The organism is Coprococcus sp. AF19-8AC (assembly GCF_003603115.1).
GTDB lineage: Bacteria > Bacillota > Clostridia > Lachnospirales > Lachnospiraceae > Coprococcus > Coprococcus aceti.
Window position 1 is genome coordinate 220,976 of record NZ_QTMI01000004.1, and the last position, 21,939, is coordinate 242,914.

Annotated in this window: 3 protein-coding genes; 1 reads left to right on the forward strand and 2 read right to left on the reverse strand. The window is 45.3% G+C overall.

Going from position 1 to position 21,939, the window contains the following annotated elements; genetic code table 11:
* Positions 1 to 71 precede the first annotated feature (71 nt).
* Complete coding sequence (ftsH, locus tag DWX57_RS11475; RefSeq protein ID WP_117549473.1) at positions 72 to 1,877, reverse strand: ATP-dependent zinc metalloprotease FtsH; 1,806 nt, start codon at positions 1,875 to 1,877, stop codon at positions 72 to 74.
* Positions 1,878 to 2,139: 262 nt separating this feature from the next.
* On the opposite strand from ftsH, the gene DWX57_RS11480 reads away from it, so the two are divergent.
* Positions 2,140 to 2,853 carry a hypothetical protein gene (locus DWX57_RS11480; RefSeq protein ID WP_120124276.1) on the forward strand — a complete coding sequence of 238 codons (714 nt, stop codon included), beginning with the start codon at positions 2,140 to 2,142 and terminating at the stop codon, positions 2,851 to 2,853.
* A gap of 76 nt (positions 2,854 to 2,929) precedes the next feature.
* On the opposite strand, the gene DWX57_RS11485 is transcribed toward DWX57_RS11480, so the two are convergent.
* Positions 2,930 to 21,787: a fibronectin type III domain-containing protein gene (locus tag DWX57_RS11485; protein ID WP_120124279.1), complete on the reverse strand. Its 18,858-nt coding sequence runs from the start codon at positions 21,785 to 21,787 to the stop codon at positions 2,930 to 2,932.
* Positions 21,788 to 21,939: the final 152 nt, after the last annotated feature.

A 21,939-nucleotide genomic window follows, 5' to 3' on the forward strand; every position in this document is an offset into this window, starting at 1 on the left:
AAAAAATAGAAGCCGGAGCTTTTTGCCAGCCCCGGCTTCTATTTTTTATTGATTAATTTGCTGTTTTGTTTTTATTCCTGTTCAACATTTTGTTCAGCATTTTCAACTCTGTTGAATATCTCCATGAACTCCTGGCCTGTTATCGACTCCTTCTCTATCAGATACTGTGCGATGGCATCCAACGCATTCATGTGCTCTGAGAGAAGCTTCTTGGCCTCATCATATGCCTTCTTGAGCTGATTCCTAATCTCCTCATCGACCTTTGCAGCAGTCTTGTCTGAACACTGGAGCACTGCATTTCTGTCGAGATATTTTCCCTGAACAGTCTCAAGCTGCATGAGTCCGAACTTGTCTGACATTCCGTACATGGTTATCATCGCTCTCACTGTCTTGGTCGCCTGCTCTATATCATTTGCCGCGCCGGTGGTCACTGACTCGAATTTCAATTCCTCTGCAGCTCTTCCGCCGAGGGTCGTCACAATGTTCGCCTCAAGCTCAGCCTTGGTCTCCATATACTTCTCTTCCTCAGGCACCTGCCATACATATCCCAGAGAACCCATCGTTCTAGGAACTATTGTAATTCTCTGAACAGGCTCAGTGTGCTTCTGGAGAGCAACCAGAAGAGCATGTCCAACTTCATGATATGCAACGACCTTCTTCTCCTGGTCGCCGAGCAGCTTGCCCTTCTTCTCTTTTCCTGCAAATACAAGCTCCACCGCACCAATCAGATCAGCCTGTGAAACCATGCTCCTTCCGGATCTGACCGCAGTGAGCGCCGCCTCATTTATTATGTTGGCGAGATCTGCTCCAACCGCACCTGCTGTGGCAAGCGCAAGCTCACGGAGATCCACAGTCTCATCCATCTTGACATTTCTGGAGTGTACCTTCAGCGTGTCTATTCTACCCTGAAGATCCGGCTTCTCAACTATTACTCTTCTGTCAAATCTTCCCGGTCTCAGGAGTGCCTTGTCAAGTGTCTCCGGCCTGTTGGTTGCAGCCAGTATCACTATTCCCTTGGATGTGTCAAATCCATCCATCTCGGCAAGAAGCTGGTTCAGTGTCTGTTCTCTCTCCGAATCACCGCCCCTCACGCTGTCTCTGCTCTGGCCTATGGCATCTATCTCGTCTATGAATATTATACAAGGAGCCATCTCAGATGCCTGTTTGAACAGGTCTCTGACTCTCGATGCTCCGACTCCCACGTACATCTCCACGAAGCTTGATCCCGACATGGAGAAAAATGGCACGTTTGCCTCTCCGGCAACAGCCTTTGCCAGAAGTGTCTTTCCGGTTCCCGGAGGGCCGACCAGCAGTGCTCCCTTTGGAAGCTTTGCACCTATAGCCATATACTTCTTAGGGTTGTGAAGGAAGTCGACCATCTCAGTCAGGGATTCCTTTGCCTCGTCCTCACCTGCAACATCTGCAAATGTGACTCCGGTCTTCTTCTCCATATATACCTTTGCGTTAGATTTGCCAAAGCCCATCATTCCGCTCCGCCTTGTCACGAGCGAAAGAAACAGATAGAATGCAGCTATCATTACCACATATGAAAGTATCGTTCCGACCATGGCTGAACCGCTCTCGTCTTTTCCCTCATATGTTGTGGCATACTTCTCATGGGCCGTCTTAAGTCGGTCTGCCAGCTTATCGTCGCTTATCCTCACAGTCACATAGGTGTTCTTGTCCAGAGTTCCATCAGACTCCTTTGAGGTAAATTTGATCTTTTTGGCATATATCTCCGCATTGTCCACCTCTCCCGAATCCAGCATCTCCACAAATCCGCTGTACGGGATCTCTTTTTTCGTTCCATTTGTGATCTTGTCGTATGCTCTCCAGCACAGCAGTGTCAATATCACCGAGATGACAAGCAGAACCATGACATTCCTGTTTTTGCCTTTGTTGCCATTATTCTTGTTGTCGTCATTCTTGTCGTTTTGTTCTTTGTTGTAATCGTTATTCAACACGTTTCTCCTTTTACTCTGATATGGATATCCCATTTATCCATCTATGACTTTACCGCCTAACAAATTATAAGTCAAGTAAACTGTTTGTATGAAATTGTCTTTATTGACATTACGGGGGCTCCGGGGGTACACTTTTTTACAAATTGACAAATATATTCTATATGGGAGGGCTGCAATGCCGGGATACATAATACACCTGTGCGAGGGCAGATACATCGCAGATAAACTTCATATTTCAAATGAATCCCAACCGGAGCTGCTGAATGATTTCCTGCTGGGCTGCGTTCTTCCAGATGCGGTTACGGACAAAGCCCTGACACATTTCAGGCCGGAATGGCAGAACGATCTCATAACAAAATATCCGGACATCGATCACATATTGTCAGAATATCCAGTGGAAGCTATGACACCTGCCGACCTTGGCATACTTGCCCATCTCATGATGGACGCCGCCTATGTGGAGGAATTCTGGCCGCAATATTTTCAGTTTGAGGCAGGCGATAACACTCCCACCTGTGTGACACGCGACATAGACCATGTCCGAATGCACGAGCTCAGCATGCAGCCGGAGGGAAGGTGCATCCCATTCCGGGATTTCTTCTCAGAACAGTTTTTCTACGGTGATTACAATGTGACAAATCCATTGTTTATCAGGGATTTCTCACCGATCATACCGAAGGTTTCATCACCTGATATGACCATAAAAAAATGTCTATGTTTCTCACAGAGCAGACTGCGGAGTGATCTCGACTCATTCACCTCCATAGGCACCGATGTAGGCAATAATACAACGAATGTATTTCCATATAAAGCACTTAAGGACTTTATCATCTCTCAGGCGGACAGATTCCTCCGCCTCATAGATAACAAAAAAGCATCCACCAGATAAGCCTGTTTCCAGGCTCACCCGGTTGGATGCTTTTTATAGTTTTATTTCCGGCTTTCCCTTATCTAACTGTCAGTCACTATTTGACAACGATCTTCTTTACTGTTGAGTATGAACTCTTATATGTTGTCTTACCTGACTTGTTAAATGCACGCACCTTGAAGTAATATGTCTTGCCTTTCTTCAGGCCTTTCTTGGTGTATGAAGTAGTTCCTGCCTTTCTTATGGTTGCAACAGCCTTATACGTGCCACGCTTTGATGTTGACATGTATACGATGTAACCTGTTGCTCCCTTGGCTCTCTTCCATGCAATTTTCGCCTGCTTGACTCCGGCCTTCGCTGATACAACAGGTGTTGCAGGAAGTGTAAATCCTGATACATATGTTCCGGCATTCTCTACGATCGCCTTTCCATCCTTCTTGTATGCCACAACTCTGTACTTATACGTTGTTCCGGCACTGAGCTTTGAGCTTACAAATACGACCTTTGACTTGCTTGTGATGGTCTTGATCTTGACTGCTCTGTTGCCGCGGTATCTGTAAACTATGTATCCATCAGCGTTGTTTACCTTGCTCCATTTCATCGTTATCGATGCATTGCTTCTGGCACTGATCTTAAGATTCTTGACTGCCGATGGCGTTGTCATGATCCTTGCTGTAGCATCCTCACCAACGAGCTCCTTGCTGCCGACCTTCTTGTATGCAACTACCTTGAATGTGTAAGCTGTACTTCCAGTCAGACCGTTTACATTATAAGCTGTCTTTGATGTCGAACCAAGATATTTGTAATTGTCCTTTGCTACAAGTCTGTATACCTTGTAGCCTGTAGCTCCCTTAACTGTATTCCACTTGAGCGCTATCGACTTCTCTGCCCTGCTGCTGAATGAAATACCTGAAACCTTAGCTGGCTTTGTTGCTGCATTTATGACTGTCTTCTCGCTATACAGTGTCTTGCCTGACGACTTCACATATGCTGATACCGCTAACTTGTAATCAGTTCCCGCGGCCAGACCTGTGATATTGCTGCTTGTGCCCGTCACTGTTGCAACCTTCACATATGTCTTCTTACCTGTATCATATCTGTACACCTCATATCCCTGGGCATATGCACTGCTGCTCCATGATAGCTTCAGTGATGTTGTTGTCTCACCGCTTGCCGCAAGGTTCTTCACCTTTGCAGGAAGGATGTTGAATGTAACCTTCTTTGTTCCGTAGAAGTTGTTAAGTCCTGTGATCGTAACACTTGCAACACCCGGCTTCACGTTGTTGCTGTACTCAACCGTGTACTCCTTTGGATTTATCACTGTACTGCCGATCTTAACTGTAACCGCCGGCTTGATCGCTGATCCTGTGTAGGTCTTGTCTGCTATCGCTGATACGGTTGCCTTTGATATGTCAAATGCCTTGATCCTGAACTGCTTTGTAACGCTTCCCTTGTAGTCGCCCATGAACTTCACAGTGACTGAAGCCTTACTTGTTCTCGTCATGGTGATTCCGCTGTTGTTCTGGTATGTGATCGTATAATCTCTGCCTTCCTTCAGCACATTTGTTCCCCATGTTATCGTGACATTATCAAACTTAAATGCTGTGCCCTTGTATATAACCTCGGACTCAATTCCGTTTATAACAGCCGTGTTGCTTATATCTGCCTTGCTTATCACAAAGCTCTTCTTTACAGAATCTGTGTAGTTGCCTGCACCTGTTATTGTTATGACTGCTGTTCCTACATGAACATTGTTCTCGTACTTCACAGTATAGTCCGTTCCCTGGCTGAGTTTCTGTCCATCCAGTTCAACTTCAATATCCTGTGTTATTGCATTACCTGTGAATACTTTTCCTGTAATACCCTTGATCTCAGCTCCAGCGATACTCTTCTTTGTAATTGCAAAGTATCTTGTCACTGAATCCTTGTAGTTGCCCTTACCGGTCACAACCACCTTTGCGCGTCCTGTCACATCTGTGTTCATATCGAAGCTGAGTATGTAGTCAACTCCCTCTGTCAGCTCCACATCACCATTCTTTACCTTTACAACAGGTATGAGCTGGTTTCCTGTGTACTCGATCGATGTGCTGCACTCAACTGTACAGTTCTTGATACTTCTTGCTGTTATCTCAAATGTACCTGTTGTCTCTCCGGTGTAGTTGCCCTTTCCTGTTATGCTTACCTCTGCGGTTCCGACCTCAGTGTTGTTACTGTAAGCCACTGTGTAATCCGCTGCTGATAACACAACACCGTTGACTGTCACTGTAACGGCTGGAGTTACCGGCTTTCCTGTGTATTCCGTATCCTCTGCCACAACTACTGCATTATCGATTGATGCCGCTGTTATGGCAAATGTTGCTGTCACACTTCCTGTGTAGTTAGACCGGCTTCCTGCTGTAGCTGTAACCGTTGCTGTTCCAACGTTTACATTTGAAGCATATCTCACTATGAAGCCCGCGATATCTTCATCGTCAAGCACAAATGCTCCGTCACTGCTGTTAATAGCTGTAACTGATGGAGTGAGTGCCTTTCCGGTGTATGTCATGCTGCTCTTTGAAAGCTCTGCTACATAACCTGTTACGTCTCTCTTGACGATCTCGAAAGTTGCCGTCTTAGAACTTACGTAGTCTCCATATCCTGTGATCGTCACTGTGGCAGTTCCAACATTATAGTTATTGATGTATGAAACCTTGTAATCAGTTCCCTGTACAAGCGTCTTGCCACCGTATGTAACATTTACCGCAGGTGTGATATTCTTCTTTGCAAACTCCTGATCAGGTATTGCACTGATCTTGGCTCCGCTTATATTTACAGGATCCTTTGTAATGGTAAATTCTCTCTCCACAGTTCCTGTGTAGCTTCTCTTACCTGTTACTATTGCCTTTGCCGGCTGTCCGCCTGCTGTAGGCTCAATATTATTGCTGTACTCGATCTCGTAGTCAACACCCTCTACAAGCACCAGATCTCCATATGTAATTGTGAGCTCCGGCTCTATCTTCTTGCCTGTGTAAATCTGACCCTCGATCTCGCTCACATGACAGTCTGCAAGATTTCTTCTTGTTATAGCAAAGTATCTGTTAACACTTCCTGTGTAGTTGCCAATACCTGTGATGGTAACACTTGCCTTGTCCGTCACGTTCTTATTTCCACTGTATGATACAGTGTAGTCTCTTCCTGCCACAAGTACATCGTCGCCGTATGTTACCTTAAGTCCGGCAAATGTTATTGCCTTTCCTGTGTAGGTTACGCTGTCTTTTATACCTGTTATATCTGCATCTGCAATATCAGCACCGCCAATAGCAAACAGCTTGCTGGCAGCTCCTGAATAATTGCCCTTTCCTGTTATCACCGCAACTGCTGCCGTTGTCACCTCGACATTGTTCTTGTAGCTTACGGTGTAATCCCTGCCTGCCACAAGCTCTCTCTGTCCGTCAACAACCGTGAGCTTTGGTGTAACCGCATTACCGGTATAATTCTGTCTGTCGATGTCCTTTATCTCTGCAAGAGATATGTCTCTGGCTGCGATATCGAATTTCTCAACCGCCGTTCCAGTGTAGTTGCCTATACCTGTGATGGTAACGCCTGCCTTATCTGTGTCTGTTGTGACATTCACATTGTCACTGTATGAAACTGTAAAGTCTCTGTCCTCCACAAGAGCTGTTCCGCCAAGTGAAACTGTAACTGCAGGTGTAAGTGGATCTCCTGTGTATCTTGCCGATGCCACCGTAATGTCTGCATCTGCAAGATTTCTGGCACTTATCTTAAATCTTGCTGTGGTGCTTCCACTGTAGTTACCCATACCTGTGATGGTGAGCACTGCACTGTCTGTCACGTTCACATTGTTGCTGTAGTCTGCTCTGTAGTCGCGTCCCTCAACAAGTGTCCTGCCTCCGAGTGTAACTGTGTGATCCGGAGTTACAGCTTCACCCGTATAAACTCCGTTTCCAACCTTTACTGAAGCATTGTCGACTAAAGCACCTACTATTGCAAATGTCTTGCTGACACTTCCTGTGAAGCCTTCACCCTCAAGTGCCTTTATAGTAACCTTACCTGTTCCAACATTTGTATTTGACGAGTAGCTGATCTCAAGGTTGTCAAAATCAGTAACTGTCACTGTCTTTCCAGCTCTCTTCACTGTAAATGAATTGATCACCGGTTTTACTGCTGTTCCTGTATACATATACTCGGATGCATCAAGAGCTATCTGTCCATCACTTATATCGACGGGATTGATGTTAAACTTAGCCGATAAAGATCCGGTATTTGAATTGATACCTCTAACTGTTACGGTTGCCACACCCTCATCGATGTTGTCCACATATACAAGTGCGTAATCCTCGCCGTATACAAGTGTCTTTCCACCAAATGTAACTGTCACATCCGGTGTGAGCGGCTGGCCGAAGTTGTAAAGCTGATCACTGATCTTGCTTATCACAGCCTTGGATATATCCACAAGATTCTTAGATATCGTGAAGTTCACTGTTATGCTTCCTGTGTAGTTACCAGATCCTGTGATCTTGATCTCAGCCTTCGAGCTGGCCGTTGTCTCATTTATGTTGTTGCTGTACTCTGTCTTGTAATCTGTTCCAGACACGAGAGCCTGTGCTCCGTCTCTCACTGTGACCTTAGGTGTTACAGCCTTTCCTGTGTATACCTGTCCGCCAATCGCATCGACGCTACACTTGCTTATGTCCTTAGCTGTGATCTTGAATGTTCTGCTCAGCTCTCCGCTGTAATTGCCGATACCTGTTATCACAACCTCCGCACTGTCTGTCACGTTTACATTGTTCTTATACTCTACTGTGTAATCCTCATCCTCGGACAGTTTCTTTCCGCCCAGTGTCACAACGACCTCGCCAAATGTTATGGCCTTTCCTGTGTATTCTGTGCCGGCTGGTATACCTGATACCTCTGCGTCCTCAAGAGTGAGACTCTTTATACTGAAGTTCTTCTCTACAGTTCCCTTGTAATTGCCCTTACCGGTTACGATAAGCTTGGCTGAATCTGAAACCTCTATGTTGTTCTCATATGTCACAGTGTAGTCCGTTCCTGCAACAAGCTGTACTCCATCGAGTGTCACCTTTGCATCCGGTCTGATCTCGCTGCCGCTGTACATCTGATCCGGTATATCATTGATCTTCGCCTCATCGATCGCCTTTGGCTCAATGTCGAATGTTGCAGTCACAGTGCCCTGATAGTTTCCTGTTCCCTTGACGGTCACAGTCGCCTTTGACTTTGCTGTCGTAGCGTTTACATTGTTGCTGTAAGAAACAACATAATCAATGTCTGCATTTAATATCTCATCATCGAGAGTTACTGTCACAGCCGGTGTAAGTGGCTTTCCAGTGTAAACTGATGACTGGACATTCACATCTGCCTTGCTCAGATCCTTTGCAGTTATCGCAAAGTATGCGACAACTGTTCCCTTGTAGTTTCCTGTACCGGTCACTGTGAGGATGGCTGCTGTTCCAACATTTACATTGTTGCTGAACACCACATTAAAATCTGTTCCCGCAGTGAGTTTCTTGCCATCAAGTGTCACTGTATATGCAGGCTTTACTGCACTTCCTGTGTACACATGGTCTTCCACATAAACTACAGCCTGTGCGATATCCACCTCTGTGATCTCAAACTTCTTTGTCACAGATCCTGTAAATCCGCTTCCCTTTGCTGCCTTTATAACCGCACCAGCAGTTCCGACATTTGTATTGTCCGTGTATGTCACATCAAATGCTGTCATAGATGTCACTGCCGTCGCCTGGCCATCCCTGCTTACTGTTATCATCTTAACTGCAGGTCTGATCTCTGATCCCGTGTACTCAAATGAGTCATTCTCAAGTACAACCTCAGCAGTTGTTATATCTACTGGCTTTATGGCAAATGTTGTGCTCACCGAGCCTGTGTTCTTGTTGATACCATTTGCCTGTATCGTCGCCGTACCTTCATTGATATTGTCGATGTATACAAGCTCGTAGTCCACATCCTGTGTCAATGTCTTGCCGCCATATGTAAGTGTAACCTCTGGTCTTATGGCATTTCCAAAGTTGTAATACTGGTCATCGACCTTGCTCATTACAGCCTTTGATATATCCACAACCTCCTGTGCGATGGTGAATACCGCACTGTTGCTGCCTCTGTAGTTGCCCTTACCTGTTATGGTGACCTCAGCACTGTCTGTCACCTCTGTGTTGTTGCTGTAAGTAATGTCATAATCCTTTCCGGCCTCCAGTATCCTTGCGCCATCTCTGACTGTGATCTCAGGCTCAACCGCCTTACCTGTGTATATCTGTCCGCCAATCGGATCAATGCTGCATCTGCCGATATTCTTAGCTGTTATGGCAAATGCTGTTCTAACCTGTCCGCCGTAGTTTCCTGTGCCCTTTATGATCACATATGCAGGATTCTTCTCATCTGTAACGTTCAGGTTGTTCTCGTAGCTTACTGTGTAGTCCGTACCGTTCACAAGTGTCCTGCCGTTTACTACAACTGCTATATCTGCAAATTCAATGGCATCTCCTGTAAATACTACCGCATCCTGGATTCCACTTATCTCTGCATTATCTATGCTGTATGCCTTTATAGCAAATGTTCTGGTCACTGATCCCTTGTAGCTTCCTCTACCTGAGATAATAGCGCTGGCCTTGTCTGTAACCAAATCGTTGTTCTCGTATGCCACTGTGTAATCAGTGCCCTCTGAGAGGACATTGTTGCCATTTACAATTCTCAGTTCAGGTTTTACTGCCTGACCGCCGTATGTCTGATCTGGTATCTCCGGTATGTCAAGCTTTGATATATCCATAGGAGTTATAGAGAACTCTCCCTGGACTGTTCCTGTGTAGTTGCCTGTTCCTGTCACTGTCACAACAGCCTTTGCTGTGTCAGATGTGACATTCACATTGTCGCTGTAGCTGAGCTTATAGTCAGTTCCCTGAACAAGAGTCTTTCCATCAAGGACTACACTGACTGTTGTCGTAACTGCGCTTCCTGTGTATTCAGCATCATCGGCCTTTACCTCAGCCTGTGATATCCTCTTAGGAGTTATGCTGAACTTCTGTGAGAGCTTTCCGGTGTAATTTCCGGTTCCCTCTATAGTAACCAGTGCATTGTCAGTAACATTCACATTGCCTGAAACTGTTACCTTGTAGTCAACGCCCTCTGCAAGAGTCTTTCCTCCGAGAACTACTCTGCATACAGGAGTGATTGCGCTTCCCGTATATACTGCACTGTCAACGCTGACCTCTGCCTGCTCTATTGAAGCTGCAACGATCCTGAAGGATGTGCTTGTGCTTCCTGTATAGCTCTGGCCTTCGCCTGCGGCGATCTTAACTGTAGCCGTACCGACATTTACATTGTCTGTACATGTGATCTCAAATCCTGCGAGATCTGTGAGTACCTTCTTAACTCCATTTCTTGTGACTGTTATCGATTCTACATCTGCTGTTACCGCATCTCCTGTGAAACCATATGAATCCTTCACAAGTGCGATCTCTGCAGTTGTTATATCTATAGGAAGGATCTTGAATGTCTTACTTACCTCGCCCTTATTCTGGTCGATTCCCTTCACTGTAGCTGTAGCCGTACCGGCCTCAATGTTATCAGTGTAGGTTACGCTGTAATCAACATTCTCTGTAAGCTTTCTTCCTCCAAGATTTACACTGAGTGCAGGTGTGAGCTCCTCACCGAAGTTGTAATACTGATCTGCGATATCACTTATCACCGCATTTGAAATGTCGAGCACTTCCTTTGCGATGGTGAACTCTGCTGTAAGCTGTCCGGTGTAGTTGCCCTTACCTTCTATAACTGCCTTGGCATTCTTGCCCACCTCGATATTGTCACTGTAAGATACCGTGTAGTCTCTTCCATTTTCGAGTACCTTTGATCCATCTCTTACTGTAACCTCAGGGGTGATCTCCCTGCCTGTATATGTCTGTCCTCCGATGGCATCGACCTTGCACTTCTCAAGACTTCTTGGGGTTATGCTGAAGGCTGTTCTTATCTGTCCACCGTAGTTGTCGTTACCCTTTATGATAACGTATGCCATGCTGTCCTCAGTGGTTGCATTGACATTGTTCTCATAACTTACTGTGTAATCTGTTCCATATACAAGTGTCTTTCCATTCATCACAACTGTTATGTCCTTAAAGGTTATGCTGTCACCTGTATATTCTGCACTCTCAGGTATTCCTGTCACAACCGCCGGTGCTATGCTTGCTCCGCATATCTCAAACAGCTTTGTAACGGTTCCCTGATAGTTACCCTTACCTTTGACTACTGCTCTCGCCTCTGTAGTCTTGTCTGTATTGTTGCTGTATGTTACATCGTAATCTCTTCCCGCAACAAGAACTGTGTCTCCGTTTCTTACGACCACAACTGGCTCTATCGCCTCGCCGGTGTATTCCTGAGCATCAATGCTGTCAACATCGGCTGCTGTAAGAGTCTTTGCCATGATGTCAAAGTAAACTGTGAGCTTTCCTGTGTAGTTGCCCATGGCCTTGATGATCGCTGATGCCTTCTTCTCAGCCGTTGTGACATCTATGTTGTCTGCGTATGTAACTGTGTAGTCCTCACCCTTGGTCAGAGTCTTGCCTCCAACCTCAAGAACTACATCAGGTGTCAGCGCAGATCCTATATATACCTGAGCCGGTATGCTGCACTTTCCACCGTCTATGCTCTTTGCACTGATCTCAAATGTCTGGCTCAGTACGCCCTCATAATTACCGCATCCGGTGATCTTTAACAGAGCGTCCTCTCCTGCCTCTACATTGTTTTCAGCCGATACCGTGTAATCCACGCCTGCTGTCAGCACCTTATCTCCCAGAGTTACCTTTACATCCGGTATAACCTCTGATCCGGTGTACTCAGCATCTGCCACGCTCACGACCGCACCGCTTATGCTCTTTCTTGTGATAGTAAATGTGGTTGATGCAGTTCCGGTGTAGTTCGTATCCTTTCCTGCACTTACAGTAACCTTTGCCGTCCCGGCATCTGTATTGTCACTGTATTCCACAGCGAATGAAGAGAGATCTGTGATACTCTCTGTCACACCACCATTAGGAACGCTAAGTCTTGTCACTGCAGGTGTAATCGCCTCACCTGTGTAGGTGAATGATGTTCCCCTGAGAACTACTGACGCCTTTGATATATCTGCCGGCTTTATGACAAATGTCTTTGTAACTGACTTGTTGTAATCACCTGTACCTATGATCTTTACAGTTGCAGTTCCCGCATCAATATTATCGGTATAAGTCACTGTATAGTCGGTGTTAAGTGTGAGTGCCTTTCCTCCAAAGCTTACCTTGACTTCAGGGGTTATGGCCTGTCCGAACGTATATGTCTGATCCGGAATAGCCTCTATCTCAGCCTTTGATATATCTGTAAATACTCTTCCTATAACGAATTCCTTCGTTACCTTTCCTGTGTAGTTGCCCTTTCCTGTGATTATAGCCTTAGCCTTTGTTGTCTCTGTAGTCTCTTTTATATTCGACTCATATGTGACATCATAGTCAACGTCGCTCACAAGAAGAACATTACCATTTCTTATCGTTACTTCCGGCTCTATGGCCTTTCCTGTGTATATCTGGCTTTCAATCTCCTCGACATCACATTCCCTGAGATCCTTTGCCGTAATCACAAAGTGTACATCTTTGCTTCCGGTGTAATTGCCTGTACCTGTTACTGTAAAGTATGTACCATCCTCTGTTGTGACTGCCTTGTTGCCTGTGTATGTGATCCTGTAATCAATTCCCTCTGTGAGGATCTCGCTTCCATCGGCAACTATAATATCTGCAAATGTCACATCAGCACCTGTGTAAGCCACAGACTCACTGTATCCGCTGATGGCGACTCCTGTAAGTGACTTAGGTACTATCGCAAATGTTGTTCTGAGGGTTCCTACATAGTTGCCCTTTCCTGTGATAACCACCTGTGCAGGTGCATCCTTTGTCGTAACATCTGTGTTTCCTGTGTATTCAGCCTCATAGTCAACACCGGCTTTCAGTGTTGTTCCATCAGCCATGCTTACTGTCACTGCCGGGGTGATAGGACTTCCGGTATATGTCTGATCACTGATCTTATACGCAACTGCACTTGAAATGTCTGCTGCAGCTATTCTAAAGGTCTTTGTGATAGTGTCTTTATAATTGCCGGTTCCCTTTACTATAACGTTTGCCGTGCCGACATTGACATTCTTCTCATAGGTAACTGTGTAATCCACACCGTTTGTCAGAAGCTTGTCTCCAAGTGTTACTTCCACATCAGGAGTGAGCTCCTTACCTGTGTAGATCTGATCTGCGACTTCCACATCGGCATCAGTGATCGTTCTCTCTGTTATAGCAAACTCTGCACTGACGGTTCCCTTATAATTGCCACTTCCTGTAATCTTTACAGTACCCTTTCCTACGTTTGTGTTACTGCTGTAGCTCAGAGTGTAATCCCTGCCCTCTGTCAGAACCACTGTACCAAGTGTTACCCTGACAGCCGGGGTAAGAGGTGTTCCCTGATATACCGCATCGTCTACCTCAACTGCTGCGCCTGACAGATCTGCCTCTGTTATGGCAAACTCACCTGTCACGCTGCCCTTGTAGTTGGTGTTGCTCTTTGCTGATACGCTGATTGACGCTGTTCCTACATTGACATTGCTGCCAAAGCTTATGTCAAAGCTGTCCATATCAGTTATCATCACATCTCCAAACTCTATGCCTGTAACCTCAGGCTTCTGGCTCTTTCCTGTGTACACAAAGCTTCCCTGATCTATAACCACACGGCCTGCTGATATGTCCGCAGGGTTGATGGCGAAGCTTACTCTCTTTGTCTTGGAGTAATACTTTGTTCCGGTTATGATCACATATGCTGTTCCAGCATTTATATTGTTCTCATATGTTAAGGTGTAATCTGTATTCTCTTTCAGTGTAATTCCGTTATACATAACAGTGACTGAAGGAGTTACAGCCTTGCCAAATGCATATGTCTGCGCCGGTATAGCCGACACTGTAGCGCCGTTTATATCCACAACGCTTCTTGTTATCGAGAAGTAGACTACAGCAGTTCCTGTATAGTTGCCAATACCGGTGATCTCTGCCTTCGCCTCATCCGTCTCGTCTATATTGTTGCTGTATGTAACTTCATAGTCTGTTCCGGCCTTCAGGGTGACGCTGCCATTCTTTATGGTGAGCACCGGCTCTATGGCCTTACCTGTCCATGTCTGTCCCTGGATCGGGCTGATTTCGCAGTTTGCTATATCTGCCTTTGTTATCTTGAAGGCTGCAGTCTTCTCACCGCTGTAATTGCCTGCTCCGATGAATCTGACAGTCGCTGTTCCGATCTCCTTATTATCAGTGTACTCAACAACGTAATCCTGATTCTCTACAAGTTTTGTATCTCCAAGTGTGAGCTCATATCCTGTGAGGACTATGCTCTCACCGGTATACTCTACACTCTCAGGTATTCCTGTTATGACTGCATCTGCAAAGTCTGCCTTTGTTATCTCAAACTCAGCCACACACTGACCTGTGTAATTTCCACGGCCTGTGATAGTTGCCTTTGCCTTTCTTGAGTCTGTTGTAACACTTACATTGTCGCTGTATGTGACGTCATAATCACTGCCCTCTGTCAGAACTATCTCTCCGTTCTTGACTGTAACCTTTGGACTGTGGGCTGTTCCATCGTATACAACAGACGCTATAGGTGAGACCACGCACTTGCTTATATCCATTGCGGATATAGTGAATGTCTCTGATGCTGTTCCTGTGTAATTGTGCTTACCTGTTATCGTCACTGTGGCTGTACCCTTATCGGTATTTCCACTGTAGTCAACATCATACTCGGTGTCTGCGATCTGCTTTCCACCTAATGTAACTGTTATCTCCGGTGTAAGCGGAGCTCCAGTATACACCTGATCTGCAACAGTTATCTTTGCTGCACTTATGGATCTTGCTGCGATCTTGAAGGTCGTCTTAACTGTTCCGGCATAGTTGCCCATACCCTTCACAGTAACCGTTGCTGTTCCGGCATCGGTATTGTCAGCATATCCCACTGTGTAATCTGTTCCCTCTATAAGCTTTGTCTGTCCCAGATATACTGTCACTGTCGGCTTGAGTGCAGCACCTGTGTATGTCTGATCGGCAACCGTGAGCTGGGCATCTGTGATGTCTGCCGCAGTGATCGCAAACTTGCCTGTAACTGTTCCCTTATAGTTTGAACTGCTTCTGGCTGTGAGAGCTATCTCTCCACTGCCTACATTTATATTGTTGCTGTATGTCACGTCAAAATCTGTGCCAGGCTCTATGCTGCCGCCAGCCAGAGTGATTCCTGTCACTACAGGCTTGATCTCGCTTCCGGTATATCCGTAAGCATCCTTCTCAAGCTCAAGTACTCCTCCTGTCACATCGAGCTGTTCGATAGTAAATGATGTCTCTACGACTCCATGATACTCTCCGGCTCCTGTCACGATTATGTATGCCTTTCCGGCATTCACATTGCTCTGATAGCTTACTGTATACGCATTCTCTGGAAGCACCTCTCCATCCAGTGTAACTGATATAGCCGGTGTGATCTGCTTGCCATAGTTATATACAAATGGTCCCTTGTCTGTTATCGAGATGACCGCAGGTGTTATATCTATAACTCTCTCTGCTATCATAAATGTCTTCTGTACAGATCCGGTGTAGTTGCCCTTTCCTGTGACAACCGCCTTTGCCGGCTTGTCTGCTGTTGACACCTCAATATTGTCGCTGTATACGACATCATAATCCGTGCCCTTCACAAGAGTTCTGCTGCCATCCTTGACTGTTATGTCAGGTGTAAGTGCCTTTCCTGTGTAGGTCTGTCCCGGAATATCACTGACTGTACAATCCTCTATGCTCTTTGCTGTGATAGTGAATGTCCAGCTTGCTTTTCCTGTATAATTACCCTTTCCACTGAAGATGATATTCGCCTTGCTGCTGGCAGTAGATACATTCAGATTGTTGACATATTCAGTCTCGTAGTCCACACCATTTACAAGCTTAACACCGTCCACAGTGAGCACAGCCTGATCAAATGTAATAGCCTTTCCTGTGTATACGACTGAACTATCCACGCCGTCTATCTCTGCATCTGTTATATCCTTCTGTCCAATTGTAAATTCTACACGTCTTGTTGTACTGCTGTCATAGTTACCCTTACCTCTGACTGTAACTGCAGCCTTTGAATCTGTGGTCGATGCATTGACATTATTCTCATAGTCGATAGTGTAATCTGTTCCCTCTGTGAGAACCGCATCTCCATCCTTAACTGTTATATCCTGTGTTATCTCAGATCCGGTGTATGTCTTATCTGCCACACCTGCAACCGTAATGCCCTCAGCATTTATACTTCTCGCGTTTATGACAAATGTGCCGTCAAGCTCTCCGGTATAGTTGCCCTTGCCTTTGATCTTGAATTTACCGGTTCCTGCATTTGTAACTTCGCCTTCTACATACTCTACTGTATAATCCTGGCCCTCCACAAGTGTCTCGTCTCCAAGTACGACTGTGATCTTCGTGGTGAGCGGCTTACCTGTATAGCTCTGTGCCTGAGCACTTACCTTTGCTCCCGTGAGCGACTTCGCACAGATAGTAAAGAGAAGCTTTACCTCTCCTGTATAGTTACCTGTACCTGTCACCATCACGCTTGCCTTATCGGAACACTCCACATTGCTGTCGTAGCTGAGTGTATAGTCGACATCCTTCTTGAGAATGACATTTCCACTTCTGACAACCGGCTCAGGAGTTATCTCAGATCCGGTATAGCTGAACTCTGTCTGCTCAAGGCTTGCCCAGCTCTCCTCTATCTTCGCTGCAGTTATTGTCGCTGCGATATCAAAGCTTCCTGTAAAGTTACAGTCAGCCTTTGCAGTAACTGTTATTGTTCCTGTTCCAACATTTATCAGGTTTTTCTGTGTTACAGTGAAATCTGACATGTCCGTCACAGTGTACTTCTTGCCATCAACTGTGATGTCAAAGCTCTCCACTGTAAATGTCGTTCCAGCCGGTGTGTACACCGCTGAATAAGTCTTAGATGCCACTGCCTTTGCAATAGACAATGGAAGTATCTTGAATGTCTTCTCGACAGTTCCTGAATATCCCTGTACAGCGATACCTGTAACTGTCATTGTCGCAGTTCCGACATTCACATTGTTTGTATAAGTTACCATATAGCAGTCAGCGTCAAGCTTCACGCCATCCACTGTGACTGTTGCAGCCGGCTCTATCTTATCTCCCATGTGGTATGTCTGATCTGCTATATCAGCAACATCCGCATCTGTTATCTTGACGATCTTCTTGGCAATATCAAATGTTGCCTTCACAGATCCCTTATAGTTGCCTGTTCCACTTATATCAGCAACAGCCTTTGACTCGGTTGTTGTGACATTGATATTGTTGCTGTATGCAACGGTATAATCCGTTCCCTTTACAAGAGTGTTTGCACCGTCAGCGACAGTCACTTCAGGCTCAACAGCCTTTCCTGTATAGATCTGTGCGCTGATCGGCTGAACTGTGCAATCTGCTATATCCTTCTGCTCGATCACGAACTGAACTATCTTCTCACCGGTGTAATTGCCCTTACCTGTGATAAGTATCTCTGCCTTGCTGTCAGTTGTGGAAGCATTTCTGTTATTTGTATATTTCACTGTGTAGTCAGCAGCAGTGAGCTTTCTGCCCGACACTGTAACTGCCAATCCTGCAAATGTTATATCTGCGCCAGTGTATACCACACTGTCCTCAACGCCTGTTACAACTGCCTTGCTGACTGATGCAGAAACAATATTGAACTCAATCTTCTTTGTTCCGCTGTATACGCCCTTACCAGTTATGGTTATCGACGCCTTAGCTGAAGCCGTGCTGACATTCTCATTATTATCATATGAAGATACAACATAGTCCTCACCCTCAACAAGCTCGGTGCCATCGTAGCTGACTGTTATATCCGGTGTTATCGCTGAGCCTGTGTATGTCTGGTCAGCTATATCAGCCACATCGGCTCCGGCAATATCTATAGCCTTTATCTCGAAGCTTCCTGTAGCGGTTCCATCGAAATTGCCATCCTCCAGAGCTGTTACCGTGATCTTAGCTGTACCAACATTGATATTGTTGGCATACTCAACGCTATAACTTCCTGAAGGCACTGCCATTCCGTCCTTGCATGTAACTGTCACCGCAGGAGTCTGTGCCTTACCTGTGTATGTCACACTTGAAGCTGAAACTGTTGCACCTGTAATACTCTTCTTGTATATTACAAATTTCTGTGTGAGCTCTCCTGTATAGCTGCTGTCCGCCTTTGGAGTGATGGTCACACTTCCATTTCCAACATTTGTATTCTCACCGTATGTGACATTGAAATCATCAAATGATGTTATTCTATTGACGGTTCCAACCTTCACAGCCACAAGTGATGGCTTGATAGCAGTACCGCTATATTCAAATGTGTCGCCTGATATGATCAGTGTATCACCTGATATGTCATACTTGGCAATCTTGAACGTGTATTCCTTTGTTCCCTTGTACTTGCCCACACCTGTTATGACAAGTGTTGCGGTACCGACCTCATAGTTGTCCTTGAAGGTATATGTATAATCACCGTTTGATCCGGCTGTCATCTCCTCGCCGTCATAGCTCAGAGTAAAGCTTGGTCTGACCGCCATGCCAAAGTTGTATGACTGATCCTCAAGTCCCGTCAAAGTGATCTTGTCACTTGTGCTTATGTCTATAAATTCCTTAGTAATATTGAAGTATTTGATAATCTGACCTGTGTAATGATCACCACAGCCTGTTATGGTCACTGACGCTTTTCCGGCATCCGTGTTGTCTGCATACTCTACTGTGTAATCCTCATTCTCAACAAGCTTGATCTCACCGTTGTATATATTGATCTCAGGTGTTATAGCTGAGCCTGTCCACAACTGATCCGCTATAGCATCCATCTGACAGTTATACACAGCTCTCTTCTCTATCTCGAAACGTATAACCTTCTGTCCTGTGTAATTTCCTATACCGGTTACAGTGATCGAAGCCTTCTCTCCTGAACCTGTTACCTCTATATTATTCGCATACTCAACAGTATAGTCCTTGTCTCTCTCCAGCTTGATAATTTCACCATTAACGTATCTGGTTACATTTATCACCGGTTCGATGGCCATACCTGTGTACATCTGTGACTGGTCGGCCTGGGTTATTCCCATTCCGCTTGAAGATGAAATGATTGAAACAGGTGTTATCTTGAAATACTTGACGATCTCGCCTGTATAATTATCATTTGCAGCCTTTATTACGACCTTGGCCTCATCTGTCACATCCGTGTTATTGCTGTACTCTACCGTATAGTCTACATCCTGCTCCAGCTCAACACTGCCATTCTTGATGGTGACTGCCGGCTCTAATGCCTCTCCTGTGTACTGGCTGTCGGATATATCTTTGACATCGCAGTCCTCAAGAGGCTTAGGTAAAATGTTGAACTCAAGAACCTTAGTTCCGCTGTATGAGCCCATTCCTTCTATAGTAATAGTAGAAGTTCCTACCTTGTCATTGTTCTTTCTGTCGGTGACTGTGAAGTCTGTTCCCTCCTTCAGAACATAACTGCCATTCTTAATGGTAAGCTCCGGCTTCACCTCGCCGCCGTTATAATACTGGTCAGGTATATCCTCATATGTGAGTTTGCCCATATCACCTGACGGAGCAACTATAGTGATCTGGAATGACTTTGAACCGGAATAATATACCGATGCTGACATGGCAATGACTGTCCATGTTCCGGTCTCCTTGTAGCTGAACGGGAAGGTGTAGTTAACTCCCTCAACCAATGTCATTCCGTTGTATGTAATTGTTATATCCGGCTTTATGTTCTCTCCGGTATATTCATAACTGGACTTATTCACAGTCAGCTTTACATCGGCACCTGAGAATGACTTTGCAAGTATGTTAAATGATTTGTACACAGTACCCGCATAGTCTCCCATACCTGTAAATGTAACCTTACCATTGTTGGTTCCCGGCACGATATTCTCGCCGTAAGCAACAGAGTAATCGGTTCCCTCCACAAGTGTCTTGCCGTCGTATGTCAATGTCACATCCGGCTTCAACTGTGCTCCGGTATATGTCATCGATGATATCGTGGAAAATTCCACATCATTCATGCTGATCTTAGATGTCTTTATCGCAAATGTACCTACACATGTTCCCTGGAAATTGCCGAGACCCTTGATCATGACTCTGGCTGAATTTCCGATCTCCACGTTGTTCTCATAACCTGATATCTCGTAGTCAACGCCCTCCACAAGATCCGTATTGCTGAATGTGACCTTTGACAGGGTTGTGGTCACCTCAGAACCTGTGTACTCGGCGTCATCGGCAGTTATTACAGCTTTGGATATATCCGCTGCAACAATCTGGAACTCACATGGAACAGTTCCAGTGTAATTTCCAATACCTACTATATTAAACTTATGTGTTCCTACATTGTAATCCTTGGCATTCCAATACTCACTGAAGTCATATGAGAAATCCTGGGATAACTTAAGTGTAGTTCCAAGTTCCCTATCCTTGACAGAAATATTCTGTGGAGAAACCTGTATCGTTATGTTGTTTGCGGTGTTGAACACTGCATCATCAAATGTTACAGAGAGATTTTCCGTGCTCCTAGGCTTGATGGTGAAGTTCACCGTCTTTGAACCCACATATGAACCAAGTCCTGATATAGTCAGTGATGGCTTAGATGTGGATGTGGATGCATTTGTATTGTTGGTGTAGTATGACACCTTATAATCCTTGCCCTCGACAAGTGTCGTGCCCTTATACTTAACCACCGGACTTGGAGTCTTGGCAGTTCCGTCATATACAAGGTCGTCATCCACCGTAACGTCAGCGTCTGCTATGCTGTATACCTCAGTTCCCTGATCCACGATCTGGAAAGTCTTGGTGACAGTTCCCTTGAATCTGGTAGGTGCTCCTGTTATTGTGACAGTCGCCGTTCCAACATCTGTATTGTTGGTATACTCAACCTTGTACTCATAGTCATTTGCACCCCACTCGTCTATGCTGTGCAGATACTTGTTGTTGGTCTTGTCCAGTATCTTAACAGCCGGCTTTATAGGTTTTCCTGTATATACAAATGTATCACCCTCCAGTGATATCTCCTGATCACTGAGGTTTGCAGCGCTGATTCCGTAGTATATGTAATACTCACCGTCGCTACCGATCTTATAATTGCTGTTCTTTGCAGCGGACACTACAACTCTAGGGCCGTCCCCAAGAGGATCCTCCACTACCTCTGACTCCTCGTCGTTGTTATAATAATCGACAACATAGTCAGTTCCTTCTGTAAGGAAATGTCCTGATGATGTATTCGCTGTCTTTACATATATCTGCGGCCATACACCACCAGCCTGATATGTGTAAATTTTATTTTTGCAATTTTTATGCTGGTTCGCTTTCTCTTTTCCATCTATATAGAAAAGTGCAGTCGAGGTTATGCTCTTTGCCTTTATAGTAAAGGTACATGTAAGAGTTCCGCTGCAGTTTTTATCAGCATTACCCCTGACCGTAACAGTTGCTGTACCCACATTAACATTATTACTGTACTCTACAGTATAATAATCTGACGACAGCTTCGTGTCGTTGGTCGTATCTCCAATCTTCTTTACCACCAGCTCTGATGCCAGGAGTGTGATCGCTTTCCCTGAATACGTCTTGCCTGATGTAGCTGTCGTATAACAGTAATATCCGTCCGCATTCAGATCTATGGCATCATCCGCCGCCAGCGTGGCAACAGAATCCCCCACATCACTCTGCTTCTCCGCATCACTGGCCGTCGCCACATTCTGTGACTGTGCCGCCAGCACCTGCGCAATCCCTCCGATCGCAATATCACTCTGGAACAATACGGACAATGCCATAATGAATGCCATGAGAAATGCGATCATTCGTCTGCCATAACTTCTTCTCATAAATTACTCCCTGCCTTTCTTGATATGTACATTTGCGGAATAACCAGTATAAGTTTCTGGAAACCCCATTTATATACAATTTTACCAAAAATCAATATGTTATTCAATGTGCTTTATGAAATAATCACTTGACTTTCTAAACATAAAAAAGA